Below are 20,877 nucleotides of genomic sequence, written 5' to 3'. Positions count from 1 at the left end.
CACAGCCTCGACTGTCTGAGTTCCGAATGCCTTCGGAACGAGTTTCGAGGATGTAGCGGAGTGAGCTTAGAGCTGTCGAAAAATATCGCAGCAAGCGAAAGGCAGTCCTGCTTACTATCATTTATGACCTCTGTATTTGTAATATGCGGCGCAGCTTCCTTCTGTGCTTACCATGCACGCTCCGACAGGGTTTTCAGGTGTGCATACGCCTGCAAACAGCGGACATTCGTCAGGTGTTTGCAGGCCTTTAAGTATCTCTCCGCATGAGCATCCCTTCGGTTCCTGAGGGCCTGAGATAAATAAGGTTTCAATCTTAATCACTGAGTTTATGTCTCTGTGCCTGTATTTTTCTCTGAGTTTAAGACCGCTCAATGGTATTGTCCCTATACCTCTCCAGTATGCATCGCACGGTTCAAAATACTCATTAATGAGCGCAACTGCCTTGGGATTCCCTTCTTCCCTCACAACCTTTTTATATTGTATTTCAACATCTGCCCTGTTGGATGCAATCTGTTCAAGAAGCATGTTTATTCCCTGAAGTATGTCTCCTGCCTCAAAGCCTGTTATCACTGACGGCTTTCTGTATTTTTCAGATATAAACTCATACGGTCCGGTTCCAATGATAGTGCTGACATGCCCGGGCATAATAAACCCGTCAATTTTTATTTCGCCTGAACTCAGCAGTGCGTCCAGAGCAGGGGGGACAAGCTTGTGAACAGAATATATGTAGAAGTTGCTGATTCCTCTTTTTTCCGCCTCAAAGAGCGTGGCAGCTACAGAGGGAGATGTTGTCTCAAAACCTGTTGCAAAAAATACGACTTTTTTGTCTTTATTTTCAGCTGCAATCTTGAGAGCGTCTATCGGAGAATATAGAACCCTTATGTCAGCGCCTTCCGCCTTAATTTCAGAGAGATTTTTCTTGATGCCGGGCACGCGCATCATGTCGCCGAAAGTCGTGAATATAACATTTTTTTTTCCTGAGATTTCCATTGCCTTCTCAATATCCTCAACTGCTGTGACGCACACAGGGCAGCCGGGACCGCTTATAAGGCTTAACCCCTCAGGCAGCAGTTCCCTGACGCCCTGCCTGAATATAGCAACTGTATGGGTGCCGCAGACTTCCATCAGCCTTACCGGTTTTCCGATTTGCTTTAAAAGATTTTTTAACGTCTCAACTGCCAAGCTCAATGATAACTCCTTTAGTCCGGGATGACTTTTTCATCCTTTCCCTCACTATGTATGCCTGCCCCAGCGATATGCCTGCATCATTTGCAGGCACCTTTTCATTAGTATAAACATTCATCCCTATTGATTTCAGCCTGTCTATAGTATTTTTTAGAAGATACATGTTCTGAAAAACTCCGCCGCTTAAAACTACATCATGCAGCTTATGAACCATGCCGAGCCGCTGGACGACTCCGGCGATAATGGTGACTATGGTGTTGTGAAACTTAGTGGCGATAATATCTTTTCCGATGCCTTTTGTCACATCCTGTATCAGCCTGAACAGAGTCAGGCAAAAGTCTATTTCAATTCTGTCTTTCAATCCGATATCAGCAGGGTAGTCTTCGTCTATGCCGTCTATTGTATAAGATTCAAGTGCCATTGCTGCCTCGCCTTCAAAGGTATTTGTGTCGCAAATCCCGAGTATTGCCGAGACTGCATCAAAGAGCCTTCCTGCGCTTGATGAAAGAGGCGAGAAATCTCTGTTGTCAATGATTCCTAAGATAGCGTTTATCCTGTCACTGCCGTATTTTTCAATGAAGCCTATGGACTCCAGATAATCCATCACCTCATCTCCTGTGATATATCTTATGTAGCTGACCGAAACTCTCCACGGCTCTCTGATTGCCGTCTCTCCTCCCGGAAGGGGGATGTATTTAAAGTGTCCCGCCCTCTTAAAGCCGTCTGTATCGGCAATCAGGAATTCACTTCCCCACAGATTACCGTCAGTTCCGTAACCGGTGCCGTCAAATGCCACGCCTATGACCTTTCTCTTTATCCCCTTTTCCGCCATGACAGATGCAATATGCGCATAGTGATGCTGGATGCCGTAAAACGAGAGTGGAGAGTTTGTGTTTAATTCTGACTGTTGAGCCAGCGCCCACTTTGTTGAAAGATAATTAGGATGAAGGTCATATCCAATTGCAACAGGGTTCACCCTGTAAACTTTTTTTAGATTACGGAGGCTCTCTTCAAAAAATTTTACAGTCTCGTAATTTTCCATATCTCCTATGTGATGGCTTGGAATAGCATAGCTTCCTTTTGTGAGGGTAAATGTGTTTTTTATATCAGCGCCGCAGCCGAGCACTTCGGGACCATCATTGTCCAGAGATATGGGTTCAGGCGCATAGCCCCTTGAACGGCGGATGAAGATAGGTTTTGCTCTGTGAGCTAAAAAATGATTTCTTACAACAGAATCATCTACACGCATGAAGATGTCCCGGTTATGGATAAGGAGGGCATCAACCATATCGGAGAATTTTGCTGCTGCCTCGTCATTGCTGACAACGATCGGCTCTTCTGAGATGTTGCCGCTGGTCATGATAAGGGCATCGAAGTTTGTTCTCCCCTCACCCTTACCCTCTCCCGCAAGGGGAGAGGGACATATCCCCTCCCTTGACGGGAGGGGTGTGGGGAGGGTGATTGAGCTATAAACCGCTGGATAAAAAAACAAGAGATAATGTAATGGCGTATAGGGGAGCATGAAGCCGATGTACAGATTATTAGGGCTGATCGAATCAGGAAGTACTGATGCATGATGCATGATGCATGATGCATGATTTTCTTCAGCCTGTATCCTGAATCCTGTATCCTTTTTTTTCAGGAGCACAATCGGCCTCTTATTGGAGGTCAGGAGTTCTTGCTCTTTCTCCGATACCTCGCAGTATTTTTTAATTGTTTCTATGTCAGGAGCCATAAGCGCAAAAGGCTTGTTGTTCTTTCTTTTCCTTTCTCTTAATCTTTCAACCGCATCTTTGTTTGCGGCATCGCATGCAATATGAAAACCGCCAAGCCCCTTTATTGCAACGATACCGCCTTGCTTTAAAAGATTTATACTTGATTCGACAGGATTTTCTTTTTCATAAATTTTGAACTTTGAATCTTGAATTTTGAATTCTAAATGCGGCCCGCATTTAGAACATGCATTAGGCTGGGCATGAAATCTCCTGTCGGAAGTGTTGTTGTATTCACTTTCGCATTCATCGCACATTTTAAAAACAGACATGGTGGTGTTATGTCTGTCATAAGGCACAGCATTTGTGATGGTATAACGCGGCCCGCAGTTAATGCAGTTTATAAAGGGATAGAGATAACGCCTATTGTTTTTGTCAAGCATCTCTTTAAGGCAGTCATCGCATATTGAAACGTCAGAAGATATAAGCGTAAAACTTCCGCTGTCTCTGCTTTTTACTATCTCAAAATCTTTGTGCCCGTAAAAAGGCATAGGCGAAATATCAATCTTGTTTATCTCTGATAATGGAGGCGCTTCTTTTGGAAGCCTGCCTATAAATGACGTGATGTCTTCGCCTTCTATGTCAATTGCCACGCCGTCAGAGGTATTGGTCACTGTGCCTTTCAGGTTAAGGGATTTGGCAAGGTTATAGACAAAGGGCCTGAAGCCGACTCCCTGCACAACGCCTTTGATATTGATGAGGACACGGTCCATTAACTCTTAACTTCTAATTTTCTCTGTCAGCCAGTCCGCCCATTCCGCGATTCCCTTGCCTGTTTTGCATGAAACCTCAAATATTTTCAGCGAAGGATTTAAGGACCTTGCGTCTTTCCTGATTTTCTCCATGCTTGCATTTGTATACGGCAGAAGGTCAATCTTATTCAATATCAAGGCTGATGATTCCTGAAACATCAGGGGATATTTTAACGGCTTGTCATCACCTTCTGTTATGCTCAAAACCATTGCCTTCATATCTTCGCCTATATTGAATTCCGCGGGGCATACAAGATTTCCTACGTTTTCAACAAAAAGCAGGTCAGTCTCCTTCAGAGGAAGAGATTCCAAAACCTCGTTAATCATGTTAGCGTCAAGATGACATGCGCCGCCTGTATTTATCTGTATAACAGGCACTCCGAGACTGCTGATCCTTTCGGCGTCAGCTGTGCCTGCAATGTCTCCTTCTATAACAGCGGGCTTTATTTTTCCGTTCAGCTCTTTTATGGTCTTTTCCAACAGGGATGTCTTGCCTGCGCCGGGTGCGCTCATCAGATTAATGACATAGACCTTTGCCTCGTCAAAAAGCCTGCGGTTTTCCGCTGCGATTCTCTCATTTGCCTCAAGTATTCTTGTCACGACTTTAACTTTCACTTTATTTGCCCCCTGATAGTTTTTTGCATGCCGTTAGTTTGTTCTTCAAAATACTTCCATATCAATGATTTCAAGTTCACGCCCTGTTTTTATATTAAATGAGGCGCTGCTGCATTCAGGGCAGCACAGGATGTATTTTTCTTCTGTAACAAAATCTTTTCCGCAGCTGCTGCACAAGCCGCTTACAGGTATCTCGTCTATTATAACGCTTGCTTCCGCCGCAATTGTGTCTGCTTTGACGGCATTGAATGCAAAAAGGAGGGCGTCGAGCATTATGCCCGACGCCCTCCCAATCTTTAACCGTATTGATTCTATCCTGTTATAACCTGCTTTTCTGCAGTTGTCAACGGCAATCTCAAGCACGCTCAACGCAATAGAAGCCTCATGCATTATCAGGTCTAACCCTTGGAGAGCCTCTCTTTTTCTTTTTCGTATGCCTTTTTGCCTGCTTCAACTGCTGTAGTAATGGCGGATTTCTTTTCCTCGTAAAAGTCTTTTCCTTCCTCCACTGTTGATGTCACGCCCTTTTTGATATCCTCAACGTAGTCTTCTGCCTTTTCCCGCATATCATCTGCGAATTCCTTTATCCTTTTTCTGGTCTCGCTTCCGGACTGCGGCGCCAAAAGCATAGCAAGCCCCGCTCCTACAATCCCTCCAAAAAGAAAGGAAAGAAATACCGTGCCTGCGCTGTGTCCGTCATTGTCTCTCATTTGGTGCCTCCTTTTGTCAGAAAATTTTTTATTAAGACTTCAAGCGCTGTTCTTATCCCAATCCTTAATCCCGAAACCTTTATTACGGCGTCCGAACTGACTTCATTTAAAAGCACGCTTATTTTTTTTAAGTTATGTCCGATATCCCTTGCGCTGCCTGATACCAGCCTTATGTCCTCTGTGACAGAATTCACATCATCAGTGACCTTTCTCATGCTTTTCAGTGTCTGTTGGAGTTCTTCCAGCGCAGGTTTCAGGGAATCTTCTATTGTCCTGAGAAAATCTGTGAGCGCCCTTGCTGATTTCCTCAGTTCAAGCAGCACATATACGAGAAAGCATACAACTATTAAAAAAGCAATTGTCATAAGCGCAAACCATATCTCGTTCATCGTCCCTCCTCAAATCAATTATATCACAAGTATAAATAAGGTCAATGGTAAATTTTTTTTCCTGCGTCTAATTTTAATAGTTGTAATTGACAAAGCAATAGATACTATAATATCTTATATGCCTGTGAATAGTGTAGAATAAACGGGATAAGGAAATTGATTTCTCAAATGCTTTCTCCATTGATTATAAAAGGCAAAGCCATTTCGCTTCCTATTATTCAGGGCGGTATGGGCGTAGGTGTTTCCCTTTATCCTCTTGCAAGCGCTGTTGCGAGGGAAGGCGGGTTGGGCATTGTATCAAGCGCAGCTCTTGACAGGCTTGTCTCAAAGAGAACAGGGAAAAAACTCAATACATACGAAGCTGCATATGAAGAAGTTTGCCGCGCTAAAGAAAACGGCGGTTTTGCAGGCATAAACATTATGCGTGCGCTTGTCAGGGATTATGACAATTCTGTGAAGGGCGCTCTTGATGCAAACGCAGATGCAATCATTTCAGGAGCAGGGCTGCCTATTTCACTGCCTACAATTCAACCGCCAAAGGATACCGCGCTTATTCCAATCGTTTCATCTGCAAGAGCACTCGATATCATCTGCAAGAAATGGGAGAAGAACGGGTACAGGCCTGACGCCGTTGTTTTGGAGGGGCCACTTGCAGGAGGGCATCTCGGCTTTAAGATGGACGAGATTGACAGCAATGAAAACAGGCTTGAAAGCCTGCTGCCGCCTGTAAAAGATATGGCTAACAAATACGGAGGTTTTCCTGTCATTGTCGCAGGAGGTATTTATACTTATGACGACATTATCAGATTCCTGAAAATGGGCGCTGATGGTGTGCAAATGGGAACCCGGTTCCTTGCTACTGAGGAGAGCAGCGCCACTGTAGAATATAAACAGGCTGTTCTTAATGCGGGGGAGAACGATATTATTGTTGCATACGATCCGGGTTCTCCATGCGGTATGCCTTTCAGGGTCATAAAGCAATCGCCCATGTATGTCTCTACCCTGCAGAAACTGAGAAAGCCAAAATGCGACAAAGGCTATGTTCTGCTTAAGGACAAAGAAGGCAAATTCAGTCTCTGCCCTGCAAAAGAGAGCAACGAGCATCATTTCTGCATATGCAACGGTCTGCTGAGTTCTGCCGGCTACAATCCGGATAAAGAAGAGTCTCTTTATACTGTGGGCACAAATGCTCGCAGGGTTGACAGGATTTTGTCAGTCAAGGATCTGATGGCAGAGTTAACAGGAAAAGCTGTTCTTGTCTGATTGAATCCTCTATGGTTTCTTTTTTTGCTGTTTCCTTGACAAAGGAAGTTCTTTGTTTTTAATATAATCTCACGTTTATCTAATCTCGGACAAGATAGACAAAAATAAACCTAAGTGTTAAAGATATGGCAGAGCTTTTTAATGTATCAGAAAAGACAGTTTACCTTGCCTGCTGAATTCTATTCTTTAATTTCCAGAAAAGAGACTGAGATGTTCGGAGGGAGAAAGTGATTTTCAACCCTCTTGAGCTTGCGTCTTTATCTGTTCTGTTATTTTTGCTTCAGGTTTTTCTTGTTCCCTTTTTCAGAAAAAATGAGAGAGTTATGGCCAATGTCTGCTTTTCCCTTGCAGCAGCAGCTTCTCTGCTTGCGGTTGCGGCAGGGATATGGGCCGTGGGAGACGGAACAACCGACAGGGCAATTCTCGCTCTTGGCCTGCCAGACCTGCCGTTTCACCTTAGGCTTGATCCGCTTTCAGGCTTTTTCCTCACAACCATAGGGCTGCTGTCATTCTATGTGTCTGTTTATTCTATAGGCTATGTAAAAGGGTTTATAGGACAGAGGCCTGTAGTGCGGCTTATTATTTTTTATTCTCTTTTTATAGCAGGCATGTTTATGGTGGTGCTTGCCGATGATGCATTGTTCTTTCTTATAGCATGGGAATTGATGGCTGCTGCATCATATTTTCTCGTAATGTATGAGGATGAAAAGGCAGAAAACAAACGGGCCGCTTTTCTTTATCTGGTCATTGCTCATATCGGAGCTGTGGCTATTCTGCTGTCATTCGGCGTGATGGCAGGGCTTGCCACAGGGTTCAGGGACTTCAGCGGATACACTTTTGACGCTATGCGCGCGTCAAAGTTTCCTGTTGAATTGGCAACCGCCGCATTTTTTCTCGCATTCTTCGGCTTTTCGGCAAAGGCCGGTGTAATCCCTTTCCATGTATGGCTGCCGGAAGCGCATCCTGTAGCCCCGTCCAATGTCTCTGCCCTGATGAGCGGTGTAATGCTCAAGACCGCCATTTACGGCATCCTCAGGGTTACCTTTGACCTCATCAAGGTATTCCCATGGTGGTGGGGCGCTGTTGTGCTGGTATTCGGACTTATTTCAGCAGTGATGGGCGTTCTCTACGCGCTTATGCAGCATGATTTGAAAAGACTCCTCGCTTATTGCTCAGTGGAAAACATCGGAATCATCCTCATAGGAATAGGACTCAGCATGGTCTTTACTTCCTTCAACATGCCGCTTATAGCCGCACTGGCTATGACCGCAGCAATATACCATACATTAAATCACGCGATGTTCAAGGGCCTGCTCTTCATGGGCGCAGGGGCTGTGCTTCATGCTACTCATGAAAGAAATATGGAAGAGATGGGCGGACTTATTCATAAAATGCCGTGGACCGCAGTGTTTTTTCTTATAGGATGCGTATCCATATCAGCTTTGCCGCCGTTTAACGGGTTTGTATCCGAGTGGCTTACCTTTCAGGCATTTCTCCTCTCTCCGTCTCTTCCCGCTCCTATATTAAAACTGCTTATGCCGGTGGGGGCTGCTATCCTTGCCCTTACAGGCGCGCTTGCTGCGGCATGCTTTGTAAAGGCTTTTGGAGTAACATTTTTAGGCCGCTGGCGCGGACAACATAAACCCAAAATTCAAGAGGTAAACTGGCCTATGAGGATTGGGATGATGCTGGCTGCTGCCACCTGCTTGCTCCTCGGAATCCTGCCGACTCTGTTTATCGGATGGATGGACACAATCCCGGTGCAGTTAGTAGGATCTACGATAAGCGCCTCAGCTGGTACATATGGCTGGCTTTGGCTTACGCCTGTGGCTCCTGAGCGCGCCTCATATTCCGGAATTATTGTGTTTTTAGGAATTCTCGCAGTTGTAGCTGCGGCGTACATCATGCTCCATGTGAAACCCGGAGCTATCCGCAGGGGCCCTGCATGGGACTGCGGGTTTGAAAAGTTAACTGAGAGGATGCAGTATAATGCCACATCTTTTTCCATGCCGATAAGGAGAATATTCGGCTATCTTTTCAATATAAAAGAACAGGTAGATTTGAGTCCGCAGTCCGCCCACAGCGCATTCCCGAAGAGGCTCAATTACTATCTCAAGATACGTGACCGTCTCTGGGGATGGCTTTACAAACCAATTGCCGGGGTGAGTTTCTGGTTATCCCGTAAGGTGGGGATGCTTCAGCAAGGCAGGATTCAGACATATCTGATTTATTCGTTTATAACGATTATTGTGCTTCTGGTGTTTGTGAAATGAACTTTTCGCCGTTACTCATAGAGATAATGCAGCTTTTGCTGCTTCTTGCAGCGGCGCCTATTTTTGCCGGCTGGGTAAAGATGGTGAAGTGCTGGTCACAGGGAAGGACTTCTCCGAGCATGCTGCAACCCTGCAGGGATATCGCAAAGCTTTTTTCAAAGGACGTGGCGCTGGCGGAAAATGCCTCGTGGATATTCCGTTTTACACCGTATCTCGTTTTCGGGGCCACCCTTCTTGCCGGAGGGATTATCCCGATACTGTCGGTGGACCTGCCCCTTTCCGCCACGGCGGATGTTATTGCGCTCGTTGCTCTTTTTGCCATTGCCCGCTTTTTTACAGCGCTGGCCGGAATGGACGTCGGCACTGCTTTCGGCGGAATGGGCTCAAGCCGTGAGATGATGATTGCCTCGCTTGCAGAGCCTGCAATGCTCATGGCTGTATTTACAATGTCTCTGGCGAGCAAGTCCACATCCCTTTCTCACATTGCACAGGCCATTTTGCAAAGCGATATTCATATGGCGCTGAGGCCGTCTCTTGCTTTTGCCTTTCTTGCCTTTGTTATGATCGCAATCGCAGAGACAGGAAGGATTCCTGTTGACAACCCGGCAACTCATCTTGAACTTACAATGATTCATGAGGCAATGATACTCGAATATTCAGGCAGGCACCTGGCCCTTATTGAATGGGCTGGCATGATGAAACTTTTCCTCTTTATGTCATTGGGTGCGGCGGCGTTTTTCCCGTGGGGAATTGCCGCAGCCGGGAATATGGCGGCAATACCTGTCGCATTGATTTATCTGATAATAAAATTTGCTTTTGCAGGAGTTGTGCTCGTGCTCATAGAGACCGGGCTTGCAAAGATGAGGCTTTTCCGTGTGACGGAATTTTTAGGGGCGGCGTTCCTGCTGGCAACGCTCGGAATGTTATCTCATTTTATATTGGAGTGATATGGATATTCAGACTGTAGCGCAGATAATAAATTTTCTTGCGGCGATGGTGCTTCTGACGGCATTCGGTATGCTTGTTCAGAGAAGGATTTACGGGCTCATTCATTTATTTGCGTGGCAGGGGCTTTTCCTTTCGGTCAGCACAGCGATTGTCGGCTATGCTGCGGGCAGGCCCCACCTTTACATATCATCCGTATTAACCCTCACACTGAAAGTGATACTGCTTCCCTACATCCTGAATGCGCTGATACATAAGCTGAAGATTCGCAAGGAGATAGAGACCGTGGTAAATGTGCCCCTCACAATGCTCATCGGTATTGCCCTTGTAATATTCTCATACAGCCTGACTGCTCCGGTGCGTGAGATGTCAACGTTAGTCACGCGCTCCATACTTGCTATTGCCCTTGCAACAGTTATGATCGGGCTTTTGATGATGATTACAAGGAGGCACGCAGTCACGCAGATTATCGGCTTCCTGGCTATGGAAAACGGCCTGTTCTTTGCCGCAACGAGCGCAACCTATGGCATGCCCCTCGTGGTTGAATTGGGCGTGGCAATTGACATATTGATTGCAGCGTTTATATTCGGCATATTCTTCTTCCATATAAATACTACCTTTGACAGCTTGGATGTGGAACAGATGGCAAGGCTGAAGGAAGGGGAGTGATATGCCGCTGCTTATTCTTTTGGTTGTTCCGCTTTTTGCCGCTGTTGTTCTTGCTTTTGTAGGAGACAGGAAATATGCCCCTGAGATAAACATAGCGGGTTCTGCCGCGACCTTCCTTGCCGGGATTGCCCTTGCGCTGGATGTCTATAACAACGGCCCCATGCTTGCCGGAAATAAGTTTTTCTTTGTTGACGCATTTAATGTTTATCTTGCTGTGCTTACATCCTTTGTCTCGATGACGACAGCCATATTCAGCAGGCGCTACATGAGGCGTGAACGTGAGCACGGAAGGGTCGGACACTGGGGAATGCGTTTTTACCATGCCATGTTTCAGCTCTTTATATTTGCAATGTTTCTCTGTCTTCTTACCAATAATATAGGTGTATTGTGGATAGCTATGGAACTTGCCACATTATCAACTGTCTTGCTGGTATCGCTGTACCGGACGCCGACAGCTATTGAGGCTGCATGGAAATATTTTATCCTCTGCGGCGTGGGCATAGCGCAGGCTCTCTTTGGAACTGTTCTTTTATATTTCGCCGCTGAAAAGGTGCTCGGAGAAGGAGGGGAGGCGCTCCTCTGGACAAATCTTATCCAGTCAAGCGGCAAGCTGGAGCCTACAATATTATCTCTTGCCTTTGTGTTTCTCATGGTCGGATACGGGACAAAGGTAGGGCTTGTTCCGCTGCACAACTGGCTTCCTGACGCGCATAGCGAAGGGCCGACTCCAATTTCTGCAGTGCTTTCAGGCTTACTGTTGAATATCGCCCTGTATGCCCTTGTAAGATGCAAGGCTATTGTGGACGGCTCAACTCATACGCATTACGCAGGCAATATTATGATGGGTTTCGGGATAATTTCCATACTTGTGGCAGCCTTCTCATTGCTCAGGCAAAAAGACATCAAACGGATGTTTTCTTATTCCTCAATAGAACATATGGGCATAGCCACATTTGCTTTCGGATTGGGCGGCCCTATCGCAACCTACGGCGCGCTCTTGCACATGCTTGTTCACAGCCTCGCAAAGTCTTCCATATTCTTTACAGTCGGCCATGCATCTCAGATGCACCGGACTCAGGATATGGATAAAATAAAGGGGCTTATCAGGGGCAAACCGCTTGTCGGCTGGGGCATGATGTTCGGGGCAATGGCTATTGTCGGTATGCCTCCTTTCGGGATATTCACAAGCGAATTCCTTATCCTGACCGCTACTATAAAAGATGCGCCTCTTATGACGCCGTTTCTTCTTCTGGGGCTTGCTGTTGCATTTGCCGCCGTATTCAGAAAAGTACAGCCGATGGTTGCGGGGGAGATTCCTCCATATCAGAAATCCATGAAAGTAGCGCATCTGCCTATGCTTCTGCATATGGCAATTGTTCTGGCAGTAGGGCTGTATATGCCCGGTTTTCTTAATCAATGGTTTCATAAGGCGGTGCAGATACTGAAATGAGTTTATTAAAGGACGCTATAATCTCAGCCCTTGGAGAGGATGTAAGATTCAGGGAAAATTACCAGTATCCCGCGTCTGTGGTATTTTGTACTGTGCCGAAGGAGAAGTTTGCCGAGGCTGCAAAGGCGATGAAAAAGTCATATGCGCTGCTTGCCGCTGAATGGGCTACGGAAGAGACGCCGTGGTTCGGCATATTCGCCTGTTACAGATGGGGCTCAGAATATCTGATTGTCAAGACTGTAACAACAATGGATGATCCGGCATTTCCAACTCTTACCAAAAAATACCTGCCTGCCTATAGATTTGAGCGGCAGATGAACAGCCTCATGGGTGTTATTCCTGAAGGTCATCCTGATTTAAGACCCTGGATAAAGTTTGAGGACTGGCCTCAAGACGCATACCCTTTGAGAAAGTCCTTTGATGCTTCAAAACCCATGCCGAGGGTAGAAGGCGAATACAGATGGGCACGGGCGGAAGGAGAAGGGGTTTATGAAATACCTGTTGGGCCTGTTCATGCAGGCATTATTGAGCCGGGGCATTTTCGTTTTCAGGCAGTTGGCGAGCAGATTATCAACCTCGAAGAACGGCTTGGTTATGTGCATAAGGGCATTGAGAAACAGTTTGAGTCAATGAGATGGGAGGATGGCTTCAGGCTTGCGGGAAGAGTGTCAGGAGACACCACTGTTGCCCACAGCCTTGCATATTGCATGGCGTTAGAGTCCATGTCCGGCTTTGTTCCCCCGGAAAGGGCTTGCTGGCTTAGGGCGCTTTTTCTCGAGCGTGAGCGCATTGCAAACCATCTGGGAGATATCGGCGCTATCTGCAATGACGCTGCATTCGCCTTTATGTTCTATCAGCTTATGCGGTTAAAAGAGGGGATTCTCCGCACTAACAGCGAACTTTTCGGCCACAGGTTTATAATGGACAGAATTATCCCGGGCGGTGTTGCTGTTGACATTGATGTAAAAGGCAAAGAAAAGATATTGAGCGAATTAAAATGTTTTGAGAAGGAATTTGAAAAACTTGTCACAATCTATGATGAAAATCCTTCACTTGAAGACAGGGTGAGGGATACGGGTGTGCTTTTACCTGAGAAGGCAAGAGAACTCTGCGCCGTGGGGATAGTAGCGCGGGCGAGCGGCATGAATCTTGACTGCCGCATATTTAACCCTTTTCCTCCCTATGATCAGTATGACCGCATCGAGCTGGATGTGCCGGTTCTTGTTACGGGAGACGTGCATGCCAGAACATGGGTTCGCATTCATGAGGTGCGTGAGTCTATCAGAATTATACGCTGGCTTCTTGACAACCTTCCTGACGGAAATATCAACGGAACCATTGAGCCTCCTTCGTCTGAAAAGGCGGGATTTGCAGCGGTCGAAGGCTGGCGCGGCGAGATAATTTATTGGCTTCAATCGGGACCGGCCGGAGAGATAAACCGCTGTATGGTCAGAGACCCCTCCAGCGTCAACTGGTTAGGGCTTGAACAATCTATCCCGGGGAATATCGTCCCTGACTTTCCTCTCTGCAATAAAAGCTTTAATCAGTCATATTCGGGGCATGACCTATGATAAGAATCCTTCGCCAGATATTCAGCACGGGCATTGTCACCGAAGATGTTTTGGGACAAGAGGAAGCTCACATCAAAGTAGTTGGTGACAGGCTTGAAGAAGTTGTTAAAAGGCGTTTTAGTGGAAGCCTTGCTATAAGACATGTGGACGCAGGCTCATGCAACGGGTGCGAACTTGAGATACATGCACTGAACAATTCCATATATAACTGCGAGCGTTACGGTATCCATTTCACCGCATCTCCGAGATTTGCGGACATGCTCCTTGTCACAGGGCCTGTATCGAGAAACATGGAGGTTGCGCTCAGAAGAACTTACGATGCTACTCCGACGCCGAAACTTGTGGTTGCTGTCGGAGACTGCGGCTGTAACGGCGGCATCTTCGGCGAGACCTATGCTTCGCTCGGCGGCATTGATAAGGTTATCCCGGTTGATGCCTATATATCGGGCTGCCCTCCAACACCTGCAGCCTTGTTCAATGGAATACTCAAGGCAATCGAAGGGAAATGAGCCGGTTTTTTATTGTAAATCCTCTTAATGCAGGGTTCCCGCTGCCTTTATACTGCATTATGACCTTGTGTGTTTCTCCCATGGTGCCCGGAAGAATTAATTTTTTGATTCTGTCTATCGCTCTTTTAGTTTTCTTATTTGACAAACACCATCATTTAAAAGTAATTTAATTCATGATTGCAATTGTTGATTATGGAATGGGTAATTTAAGGAGCGTTGAGAAAGGCTTCCTCAAAGTCGGCGTGGATGCGCGCATTGTCACCGATGCTGCTTCAATTGATAATGCCGATGCCGTAGTCCTTCCGGGTGTTGGAGCATTCATGGACTGCATAAAAAACCTCACTGACATGAAACTGACAGATGCTATTATAAAATCAATTCAGAAAGGCAAGCCGTATCTCGGCATCTGCCTCGGTCTTCAGGTTTTGTTTACAGAGTCAGAGGAATTTGGAGTATGCAAAGGACTGAATGTTTTTAAAGGCAAGGTCGTGAGGTTCCCCAAAATGGATTTAAAAGTCCCGCACATGGGATGGAATACCCTGAACATAAAAAAGAAGCCGCCGATATTTAACGGGATAGGGGGCGAGTCATATTTTTATTTTGTGCACTCCTTCTATGTTGCGCCGGAAGATGAAGGCATAATCGCAGCTACGACAGACTACGGAATAAACTTTACATCAATGGTCTGGAAGGATAATGTTTTTGCTATGCAGTTTCACCCTGAAAAAAGTCAGGAACTCGGCTTGAAGGTACTGAAGGGTTACGGAGATTTTGTAAAAAAGGCGTAGCTACAAGTTCCCCTCAATCATATCAGCCATCGCATTAAGAAATGCAGTCAGTTTTTCTTCTACCTGAGCCTGCACTGATTTGTCATATGTGAATCGTATCTTCACAAAATGCTGTTTGTGTCCCAGCAGATAGACCTTTGACAAGCGTTCTACTCCATTCTGGACATAGCTGAAAGATGCGGATAATGCCTGCGGGCCTGTTTTGTCTGTTCTAAGAAAGGTAATTCCCTCCGCAGTCTTTTTTACAAACTTGTAATATCCGCGTTTTTCCACTTCGTATATATCCTGTATGACTTGGGCAAAGTGATTTTTGAGAGTAGGGGATAAGAGGTCACTGGGAATGGATTTGAAACCAAAGGTGTATATGTATACTGTTGTTGTAATGCCGGGCCTGTCATACGCCACGCTTACGCCCAGTCCGGGATTTGTCCCCTCAAAATCTTTCACATCGCCTCTCACAATCCCTTCCACGCTGTCAGGGACTATCAGTCCGGTTGCAGGATGGCGGTATGAATTTGTTTGAGCCTCAGCACTAATGGTGATACAGGCAAGCAGCAGAAATAATAAACCAAAGCGAAATATCTTCATTGTAGTCTCTCCTTTCGTAACGCCGTCATCAGCCACCGGGCCACAAACCTTGGGACGGATAACAAAAAAGCGTTATTCCCTGTCGGCTGGATGAATTTGTTATGCATTCTTAAGCAATTTTAAAGTTTCCTCTACTGGTATGTGACTATATTTTATTTCCAAACTGGATTATCATTGCTCCACAAATTATAACTATCAATCCAACCCAAGTCGTATTTGGTATATTTTCTTTAAACAGGAATCGCCCAAACAATATGCTTATCAGCGCAAAGATTGCGACATAGACTCCGAGCAATTTTGAAAAATCCCATTTCACCATGTTGACAGCTATTCCATAACAACCCAACATGGCGCATCCTATCATTATGATAATTAGGTTGCTTCCGCGTAGTCCCTTACGAATAACCGCATCACCGCCAACCTCTAAGATTGCTGCACCGATGAAAAAAAACCAAACGAGATATGTCATCTATAATTCTCCTTTATTATCTGCCTAACATTATTTTTATGTCTACATGCACATTTTGAATGATTTTAGGGGAATTCGGGGAGTTGAGTCAAGAGAATTATGCTTTAATGTTTTCAAGCATCTCCTTCACAGTCTTTCCTGTCACAGGATGTTTTTTATAAGGAGCAATCTCGCACAAATGTTTTGTTAGGTTGATTCTTTTATCCTGTCTTGCCAATAGTCCGGGTTTCTATGCAAATTGGCAACTGCAACAATAAGAATTTCCGTATTCAGTATCTGATAGATAATTCCGTAAGGGAAGCGACGCAATTGACATCTGCGGGTAGTGCTGCTGAAGGGATGCCAAGCCTTTGAAAAAAGCCTGATTCGCTCAATAGTATTTAGCGTTTCCACCAAAAAAGAATCTCCCAGCCCGGGAGATTCAGAATTGTAATATTCAATAGTTTCGTCAAGTTCTATTTGCGCTATCTCAAGAAATCTTATTTCCACTATTTCCCGTATTTTGATAGAACTTCTTTAAGTGAGAGAGCCCTGATTTTACCGGACTGGTAGGCATTAACTCTATCTTCAGCTTCTTTGCGCCAGAGAGAGTCTATGTGTTCATCAGGCTGATCTAAGCTGGACAAAAGATGGTCTGCAAGACTTGCCCTTTCCATTACCGGCAATTCCAATGCCTCTTTTAATATCTGCTTTGTATCTGTAGGCATTTTACAACCTCCTCAAAGATTTATGACTTTATTATTGCAATTATTGATAATTTTGTAAACCTAACATGGTTTTCTATATCTATATACACTTTTTAAGAGGATTTTAGGGGAATTGGGAGGAATGAGTCAAGAAAATAATGCTTTAAGGTTTTCAATCATCTCCTTCACTGTCTTCCCAGTCACAGGATGTTTTTTGTCAGGAGCAATTTCTGAAAGCGGTTTTAAGAGATTTCATACTCTTCCTTTCAGCCCCTGCTTATAAACTAACAACTTCTACTTCCAACTTTTCCTTAACAGTATGTGCGGCTTCAAGAATACCGTCTATTCCCTCAAGTACTTTTGCGTGAAAATATCTTTCACCGCATTCAGAGCAGACTTCGGCCTCAACATTTTCAATTATATACAACCGCCGATGAAGCCAATGCTGCCTTTTAACTTTCTTTTTTGCTGTTTGTCCTCCGCAAAATTCACAAATCATAATTTCCTCCTATAAAGCGTAGGCCGTTATAAGAATCAGATTGCCATGCTCTTTAAACCTGCATACCACATGAATAATTCTACCATCTCTTGCAGGGCCTTCAATTCTATATCTCGTTCCACGCATGTCTTCGGTTAGTTTCTTTCCTATTATTCCTTTAAGTATAGCATTTTCAATATCTATTCTTTCCAGCTCGTCATCCAGCATTTCTTCTTCTGCATGATCGGAAAGGTAGTAGTCCTTTTCTATAACCTTTTGCCGAATTTTCTGTAATGTTTTCATTATATTTTATACGAGATGCATCTTTTAAGAGAATTTTATGAGAATTCAGAGAGTTGAGTCAAGAAAATTATGCTTTAAGGTTTGCAAGCATCGCTCTTACGGTCTTCCCTGTCACAGGATGTCTTTTGTCCGGTGCAATTTCGGAAAGGGGTTTCAGGACAAAATCTCTTTCCTGAAGGAGAGGGTGGGGGATTTCAAGGTCTGGAGTTTTAAGGATTAAATCATCGTAAAAAAGAATATCTAAATCAATTACGCGGGGTCCCCATTTGGTTGTCTCTGTTCTGCCAATCTCTTTCTCTATCTCTTTCAGAATCACGAGAAGCTCTTCAGGCTTTTTATCTGTCTCAACCTCAATTGCCATATTAATAAACTTCGGCTGGTCATTGACTCCCCACGGTTCTGTCTCACACATGCGCGATTGTTTCCTAACAGCAATCCCGTTTTTCTCAATCAGCTTTATTGCTTGTCGGCAGTTCTCTTTCCTGTCTCCGAGATTTGAACCTATGCTGATGTATACGATATACATTTAGATAGAATAGAGAAGGATATGGCATTCGAGCGTTTTTTTTTGCCGATATTCCATATTCACCTCAAAACACTCTGAAGTATTGATAAGCAGGGCTGTTTTGAGTGACTTTCGGGATTTTTAGGTAATGGTTCTTAACGAAATGCAGCGGCCACATCCTCGACTGTCTGAGGTCAAAGGTCGAGTTTCGAGGATGTAGCGGAATGAGTTTAGAACTGTCGAAAAATCTCGCAGGAAACGAAAGGCAGCCCTGCTTATCATAAATGGAATGAGCGAGAAGATTATTCCCTTCTGCCATCTACAACACCTTCTTAATCCTCTCAACTGTTTCTTTTATCTTCTCCACGGGCACTGTGAGCGCAAACCTGACATATCCTTCTCCCGGCGCTCCAAAACCATTTCCGGGTGTTATGAGCACTCCTGCCTTATTAAGAAGATGAGCAACAAAACCTGAAGAATCAAATCCTGAAGGCACTTTCGCCCAGAGATAGAATGTCGCCTTTGGTTTTATCAGATGGAAGCCAAGGCTCTTTAACCCATTGTAAAGAGCGTCTCTTCTGTCCTGATATGTTTTTCTGATGCCTGAGAGTATGGAATCATCAGTATTAAATGCGGCAATTGCTGCCTCCTGAATTGCCTGAAACACACCCGAGTCAAGGTTTGACTTTATCTTTCCGAGTCCTGCAATAACATCTTTATTGCCGGCAGCAAAACCGATTCTCCAGCCTGTCATATTATATGTCTTTGAGAGCGAATGAAACTCTATGCCGACATCCTTTGCGCCTTCTATCTCAAGAAAGCTTATCGGTTTTTCATTGTCGTAATAAACCTCTGAATACGCCGCATCGTGGCATATTATGATGTTGTATTTCTTCGCAAGTCTTATTGCCTCTTTGTAAAATCCCGCGTCTGCTGTTGCAGACGTTGGATTGTTGGGATAGTTCAGAAACATGAGCTTTGCTTTTTTAAATACGCCCTCGGGAATTATTTTGAAATCAGGGAGAAATCCGTTTTCTTCTTTTAATGGCATGATGTAACTTTCACCTGCTGCAAACAATGTTCCCACAGGATAGACAGGATAGCCCGGAGACGGAACCAGAACAACATCGCCGGGATTTATGAACGCAAGAGGAATGTGTCCTATGCCTTCCTTTGAGCCGATAAGGGATAATACCTCTGTCTTTGGATCTAATGAGACATTGAATCTTTTTTTATACCACCCTGCAACCGCTTCCCTGTAAGAAAGCATTCCTTCATAAGAAGGATAGCGGTGATGAGCGGAATTCTCCACCGCCTTTTTCATAGCATCAACTATGTGCTTTGGAGTCGGAATGTCTGGGTCGCCGATGCTCAGGTCTATAAGGTCCATGCCTTTTGCAAGGGCGTCCTGCTTCATTTTATCTATTGCCGCAAAGAGATACGGCGGGAGGTGTTTCACTCTGTCTGACAACTGAACTGATATCATGAATTCAAAAACTCCTTCCCGATTATTTTTTCCTGTTTATTATATACAATAAAAGTTATGAAGTAAAATTGACATGAAACGCGCAAACAATTAAAATTACGAAAAGGCGGATATATGGAAAGCAAGCAATGGGAATTATATTTTGATGCTGTAAAGAACAAGAACTGGCAAAAGGCTGTGGATTCGCTTAACGCTATCCTGAAAGCTGAGCCAAAAAATCCGCAGGTGCATCTGAAGATTGGAGACGTCTTTCAGAAAAAAGGAGATATCAGCCGCGCTGTGTCAGCCTATCAGCAGTCCGCTTGGTTTTTAATGAAAGACGGCTACACGCAGAAAGCGCTTGCTGTTTTTAAAGTGATACTCAGGCTTGACCCGAATAATGCTGAGGCAATCAGGAGCGCCAAAGAGCTGATGATGGAGATTGAAGGCGCAAAAATAAAACCTGCTGAAGAGCCTTCCATGCCACTGCCTGATATTGAAGTGAAGGCTGAGGGAAATATTAATATTCAGCCTGAAGCAGAAGTAGAAGAGCCTGCCTTGCATATTCCGTTTTTGTCATCCCTTCCTGAAGATGAAATAAAACAGATAACAGAGAGGCTTAAAACACAGTCATTTTTACCGGGGCAGAAGGTTGTTGAAGAAGGGGACTTCGGTGATTCCGTATTCGTCATAATATCAGGCAAGGCAAAGGTTGTCGCTCATATACTCGGCAATGAAATAGAGCTTGCAACCTTGTCTGTTGGTGATGTGTTTGGCGAGGTGGCGTTTCTGACAGGAAGGCCGAGAACTGCTTCTGTTATTGCTGATGATGAGCTTAGAGTAATGGAATTTAACAGGCTTATTCTCGAAGAGATATTTGAGAAATATCCTGAAATCCTGAAAAAATTAGAAGACTTCTATCAATCCCATCTTGAAGATACCCTCAGCAAGGTAAGAACGAGGATAAAAAAATAGGACACTGAATTTTCAGTGTCCTATTTTTAAGAAATAATATTATTTCTTACTTTCTGCCGGTTTTGCTGGTTCAGCTTTCATAGGCTCTGCCTTCTTTTCAGCCTTTTTCTTTGCTGCTGCGGCTTTCTTTACTGTCTTTGCAGTGTTCTTGCCGTCTGCTGATGTGTATGTTGCTTTGACTTTGTCGCCAGCCTTTACATCTGCAAGTGTCTTGGCGTCAACTGTTATGACAACATCACCCTTTTTACCTTTTACAGTAATGGTCTTTGCTGCTGCATCAACTGCTGCAACTTCGCCGCTTACTGACATAACCTTTACTGCAGCCTTTTTCTCCTCCTTCTTTGCCGGTTCAGCCTTCTTCTCAGCAGGAGCAGGAGCAGCCTTCTTCTCCTCTGCTGCGATAGAGACTGAAGCAACTGCAAATACAAAGAGTACTGCAACGATAAGAGCTATTATCTTCTTCATGGATTCACCTCCCTTCAATTGAGATATACTGAAGATAATCAAAAGCAATAAC

Annotated in this window: 24 protein-coding genes; 9 read left to right on the top strand and 15 right to left on the bottom strand. The window is 44.8% G+C overall.

The window, feature by feature from the left end:
* Positions 1–117: 117 nt before the first annotated feature.
* From hypD to HY035_09955, 6 genes are read right to left on the bottom strand one after another with little or no spacing between them, the layout of a single operon-like run.
* Positions 118–1,188 carry a hydrogenase formation protein HypD gene (gene hypD / locus HY035_09980; protein ID MBI3378707.1) on the bottom strand — a complete coding sequence of 357 codons (1,071 nt, stop codon included), beginning with the start codon at positions 1,186–1,188 and terminating at the stop codon, positions 118–120.
* Positions 1,172–3,670: a carbamoyltransferase HypF gene (locus HY035_09975; GenBank protein MBI3378706.1), complete on the bottom strand. Its 2,499-nt coding sequence runs from the start codon at positions 3,668–3,670 to the stop codon at positions 1,172–1,174. The genes hypD and HY035_09975 overlap by 17 nt, the downstream gene beginning before the upstream one ends.
* 6 nt (positions 3,671–3,676) lie before the next feature.
* Positions 3,677–4,324, bottom strand: coding sequence for a hydrogenase nickel incorporation protein HypB (gene hypB / locus HY035_09970; GenBank protein MBI3378705.1), 648 nt, complete (start codon positions 4,322–4,324; stop codon positions 3,677–3,679).
* A 45-nt stretch (positions 4,325–4,369) separates the two neighbouring features.
* Positions 4,370–4,714 (bottom strand): hydrogenase maturation nickel metallochaperone HypA, encoded by a 345-nt coding sequence (locus HY035_09965; protein MBI3378704.1) that lies wholly within the window; start codon positions 4,712–4,714, stop codon positions 4,370–4,372.
* Positions 4,715–4,722: 8 nt separating this feature from the next.
* Complete coding sequence (locus HY035_09960) at positions 4,723–5,034, bottom strand: YtxH domain-containing protein (protein MBI3378703.1); 312 nt, start codon at positions 5,032–5,034, stop codon at positions 4,723–4,725.
* Positions 5,031–5,423, bottom strand: a complete 393-nt coding sequence (locus tag HY035_09955) for a DUF948 domain-containing protein (protein MBI3378702.1) — start codon at positions 5,421–5,423, stop codon at positions 5,031–5,033. The genes HY035_09960 and HY035_09955 overlap by 4 nt, the downstream gene beginning before the upstream one ends.
* Positions 5,424–5,591: 168 nt before the next feature.
* Here HY035_09955 and HY035_09950 point away from each other — a divergent pair, with 168 nt between their 5' ends.
* The 8 genes from HY035_09950 to hisH all read left to right on the top strand — a co-directional run bounded on the left by HY035_09950 (position 5,592) and on the right by hisH (position 14,891).
* Entirely contained in the window at positions 5,592–6,686 is a 1,095-nt protein-coding gene (locus HY035_09950; protein MBI3378701.1) for a nitronate monooxygenase, read from the top strand.
* A 230-nt stretch (positions 6,687–6,916) separates the two neighbouring features.
* The gene (gene hyfB, locus HY035_09945; GenBank protein ID MBI3378700.1) at positions 6,917–8,959 is read left to right on the top strand and encodes a hydrogenase 4 subunit B; all 2,043 of its coding nucleotides are present in this window, start codon (positions 6,917–6,919) and stop codon (positions 8,957–8,959) included.
* Positions 8,956–9,906: an NADH-quinone oxidoreductase subunit H gene (locus tag HY035_09940; GenBank protein ID MBI3378699.1), complete on the top strand. Its 951-nt coding sequence runs from the start codon at positions 8,956–8,958 to the stop codon at positions 9,904–9,906. The genes hyfB and HY035_09940 overlap by 4 nt, the downstream gene beginning before the upstream one ends.
* 1 nt (position 9,907) lies before the next feature.
* On the top strand, positions 9,908–10,573 hold the full coding sequence (locus HY035_09935; protein MBI3378698.1) for a formate hydrogenlyase: 666 nt from the start codon (positions 9,908–9,910) through the stop codon (positions 10,571–10,573).
* 1 nt (position 10,574) lies between these two features.
* Entirely contained in the window at positions 10,575–12,023 is a 1,449-nt protein-coding gene (locus HY035_09930) for a hydrogenase 4 subunit F (GenBank protein ID MBI3378697.1), read from the top strand.
* Positions 12,020–13,594 carry an NADH-quinone oxidoreductase subunit C gene (locus HY035_09925; protein ID MBI3378696.1) on the top strand — a complete coding sequence of 525 codons (1,575 nt, stop codon included), beginning with the start codon at positions 12,020–12,022 and terminating at the stop codon, positions 13,592–13,594. The genes HY035_09930 and HY035_09925 overlap by 4 nt, the downstream gene beginning before the upstream one ends.
* Positions 13,591–14,103, top strand: a complete 513-nt coding sequence (locus tag HY035_09920) for an NADH-quinone oxidoreductase subunit B family protein (protein MBI3378695.1) — start codon at positions 13,591–13,593, stop codon at positions 14,101–14,103. Before HY035_09925 ends, HY035_09920 begins: the two co-directional genes overlap by 4 nt.
* A 173-nt stretch (positions 14,104–14,276) precedes the next feature.
* Positions 14,277–14,891: an imidazole glycerol phosphate synthase subunit HisH gene (hisH, locus tag HY035_09915; protein ID MBI3378694.1), complete on the top strand. Its 615-nt coding sequence runs from the start codon at positions 14,277–14,279 to the stop codon at positions 14,889–14,891.
* On the opposite strand, the gene HY035_09910 is transcribed toward hisH, so the two are convergent.
* The 8 genes from HY035_09910 to HY035_09875 all read right to left on the bottom strand — a co-directional run bounded on the left by HY035_09910 (position 14,892) and on the right by HY035_09875 (position 19,406).
* Entirely contained in the window at positions 14,892–15,515 is a 624-nt protein-coding gene (locus HY035_09910) for a hypothetical protein (protein MBI3378693.1), read from the bottom strand.
* Positions 15,516–15,624: 109 nt separating this feature from the next.
* The gene (locus tag HY035_09905; protein ID MBI3378692.1) at positions 15,625–15,948 is read right to left on the bottom strand and encodes a hypothetical protein; all 324 of its coding nucleotides are present in this window, start codon (positions 15,946–15,948) and stop codon (positions 15,625–15,627) included.
* Between the two features lie 186 nt (positions 15,949–16,134).
* Positions 16,135–16,437 carry a type II toxin-antitoxin system RelE/ParE family toxin gene (locus HY035_09900; GenBank protein MBI3378691.1) on the bottom strand — a complete coding sequence of 101 codons (303 nt, stop codon included), beginning with the start codon at positions 16,435–16,437 and terminating at the stop codon, positions 16,135–16,137.
* On the bottom strand, positions 16,437–16,655 hold the full coding sequence (locus HY035_09895; protein ID MBI3378690.1) for an addiction module protein: 219 nt from the start codon (positions 16,653–16,655) through the stop codon (positions 16,437–16,439). Before HY035_09895 ends, HY035_09900 begins: the two co-directional genes overlap by 1 nt.
* Positions 16,656–16,911: 256 nt before the next feature.
* A complete protein-coding gene (locus tag HY035_09890; protein ID MBI3378689.1) occupies positions 16,912–17,133 on the bottom strand; it encodes a YgiT-type zinc finger protein in 222 nt (73 codons plus the stop codon).
* Between the two features lie 9 nt (positions 17,134–17,142).
* Positions 17,143–17,415, bottom strand: coding sequence for a DUF4258 domain-containing protein (locus HY035_09885; protein MBI3378688.1), 273 nt, complete (start codon positions 17,413–17,415; stop codon positions 17,143–17,145).
* A gap of 67 nt (positions 17,416–17,482) precedes the next feature.
* Positions 17,483–17,941 carry a 2-amino-4-hydroxy-6-hydroxymethyldihydropteridine diphosphokinase gene (gene folK / locus HY035_09880; GenBank protein MBI3378687.1) on the bottom strand — a complete coding sequence of 153 codons (459 nt, stop codon included), beginning with the start codon at positions 17,939–17,941 and terminating at the stop codon, positions 17,483–17,485.
* A 298-nt stretch (positions 17,942–18,239) separates the two neighbouring features.
* Positions 18,240–19,406: an LL-diaminopimelate aminotransferase gene (locus HY035_09875; GenBank protein MBI3378686.1), complete on the bottom strand. Its 1,167-nt coding sequence runs from the start codon at positions 19,404–19,406 to the stop codon at positions 18,240–18,242.
* Between the two features lie 114 nt (positions 19,407–19,520).
* Between HY035_09875 and HY035_09870 the strand changes: the two genes are divergently transcribed.
* Complete coding sequence (locus tag HY035_09870; protein ID MBI3378685.1) at positions 19,521–20,360, top strand: cyclic nucleotide-binding domain-containing protein; 840 nt, start codon at positions 19,521–19,523, stop codon at positions 20,358–20,360.
* A gap of 39 nt (positions 20,361–20,399) precedes the next feature.
* On the opposite strand, the gene HY035_09865 is transcribed toward HY035_09870, so the two are convergent.
* On the bottom strand, positions 20,400–20,825 hold the full coding sequence (locus tag HY035_09865; GenBank protein MBI3378684.1) for a hypothetical protein: 426 nt from the start codon (positions 20,823–20,825) through the stop codon (positions 20,400–20,402).
* Between the last annotated feature and the right edge of the window lie 52 nt (positions 20,826–20,877).

The sequence above is a fragment of the Nitrospirota bacterium genome, from assembly GCA_016195565.1.
Taxonomy (GTDB): domain Bacteria; phylum Nitrospirota; class Thermodesulfovibrionia; order Thermodesulfovibrionales; family UBA1546; genus UBA1546.
The sequence above is the reverse complement of the archived record's forward strand: the minus strand, read 5'-3'. Positions and strand labels throughout refer to the sequence as shown.

Excerpts from the sequence above, each read along its gene's own strand:
- hisH (MBI3378694.1), top strand. The coding sequence starts at position 14,277 with ATGATTGCAATTGTTGATTATGGAATGGGTAATTTAAGGAGCGTTGAG.
- HY035_09960 (MBI3378703.1), bottom strand. The coding sequence starts at position 5,034 with ATGAGAGACAATGACGGACACAGCGCAGGCACGGTATTTCTTTCCTTT.
- folK (MBI3378687.1), bottom strand. The coding sequence starts at position 17,941 with ATGTATATCGTATACATCAGCATAGGTTCAAATCTCGGAGACAGGAAA.
- HY035_09885 (MBI3378688.1), bottom strand. The coding sequence starts at position 17,415 with ATGAAAACATTACAGAAAATTCGGCAAAAGGTTATAGAAAAGGACTAC.
- HY035_09955 (MBI3378702.1), bottom strand. The coding sequence starts at position 5,423 with ATGAACGAGATATGGTTTGCGCTTATGACAATTGCTTTTTTAATAGTT.
- HY035_09965 (MBI3378704.1), bottom strand. The coding sequence starts at position 4,714 with ATGCATGAGGCTTCTATTGCGTTGAGCGTGCTTGAGATTGCCGTTGAC.
- HY035_09935 (MBI3378698.1), top strand. The coding sequence starts at position 9,908 with ATGGATATTCAGACTGTAGCGCAGATAATAAATTTTCTTGCGGCGATG.
- HY035_09905 (MBI3378692.1), bottom strand. The coding sequence starts at position 15,948 with ATGACATATCTCGTTTGGTTTTTTTTCATCGGTGCAGCAATCTTAGAG.
- HY035_09975 (MBI3378706.1), bottom strand. The coding sequence starts at position 3,670 with ATGGACCGTGTCCTCATCAATATCAAAGGCGTTGTGCAGGGAGTCGGC.
- HY035_09875 (MBI3378686.1), bottom strand. The coding sequence starts at position 19,406 with ATGATATCAGTTCAGTTGTCAGACAGAGTGAAACACCTCCCGCCGTAT.
- HY035_09920 (MBI3378695.1), top strand. The coding sequence starts at position 13,591 with ATGATAAGAATCCTTCGCCAGATATTCAGCACGGGCATTGTCACCGAA.
- HY035_09950 (MBI3378701.1), top strand. The coding sequence starts at position 5,592 with ATGCTTTCTCCATTGATTATAAAAGGCAAAGCCATTTCGCTTCCTATT.
- HY035_09870 (MBI3378685.1), top strand. The coding sequence starts at position 19,521 with ATGGAAAGCAAGCAATGGGAATTATATTTTGATGCTGTAAAGAACAAG.
- HY035_09930 (MBI3378697.1), top strand. The coding sequence starts at position 10,575 with ATGCCGCTGCTTATTCTTTTGGTTGTTCCGCTTTTTGCCGCTGTTGTT.
- HY035_09865 (MBI3378684.1), bottom strand. The coding sequence starts at position 20,825 with ATGAAGAAGATAATAGCTCTTATCGTTGCAGTACTCTTTGTATTTGCA.
- HY035_09895 (MBI3378690.1), bottom strand. The coding sequence starts at position 16,655 with ATGCCTACAGATACAAAGCAGATATTAAAAGAGGCATTGGAATTGCCG.
- HY035_09890 (MBI3378689.1), bottom strand. The coding sequence starts at position 17,133 with ATGATTTGTGAATTTTGCGGAGGACAAACAGCAAAAAAGAAAGTTAAA.
- HY035_09940 (MBI3378699.1), top strand. The coding sequence starts at position 8,956 with ATGAACTTTTCGCCGTTACTCATAGAGATAATGCAGCTTTTGCTGCTT.
- HY035_09925 (MBI3378696.1), top strand. The coding sequence starts at position 12,020 with ATGAGTTTATTAAAGGACGCTATAATCTCAGCCCTTGGAGAGGATGTA.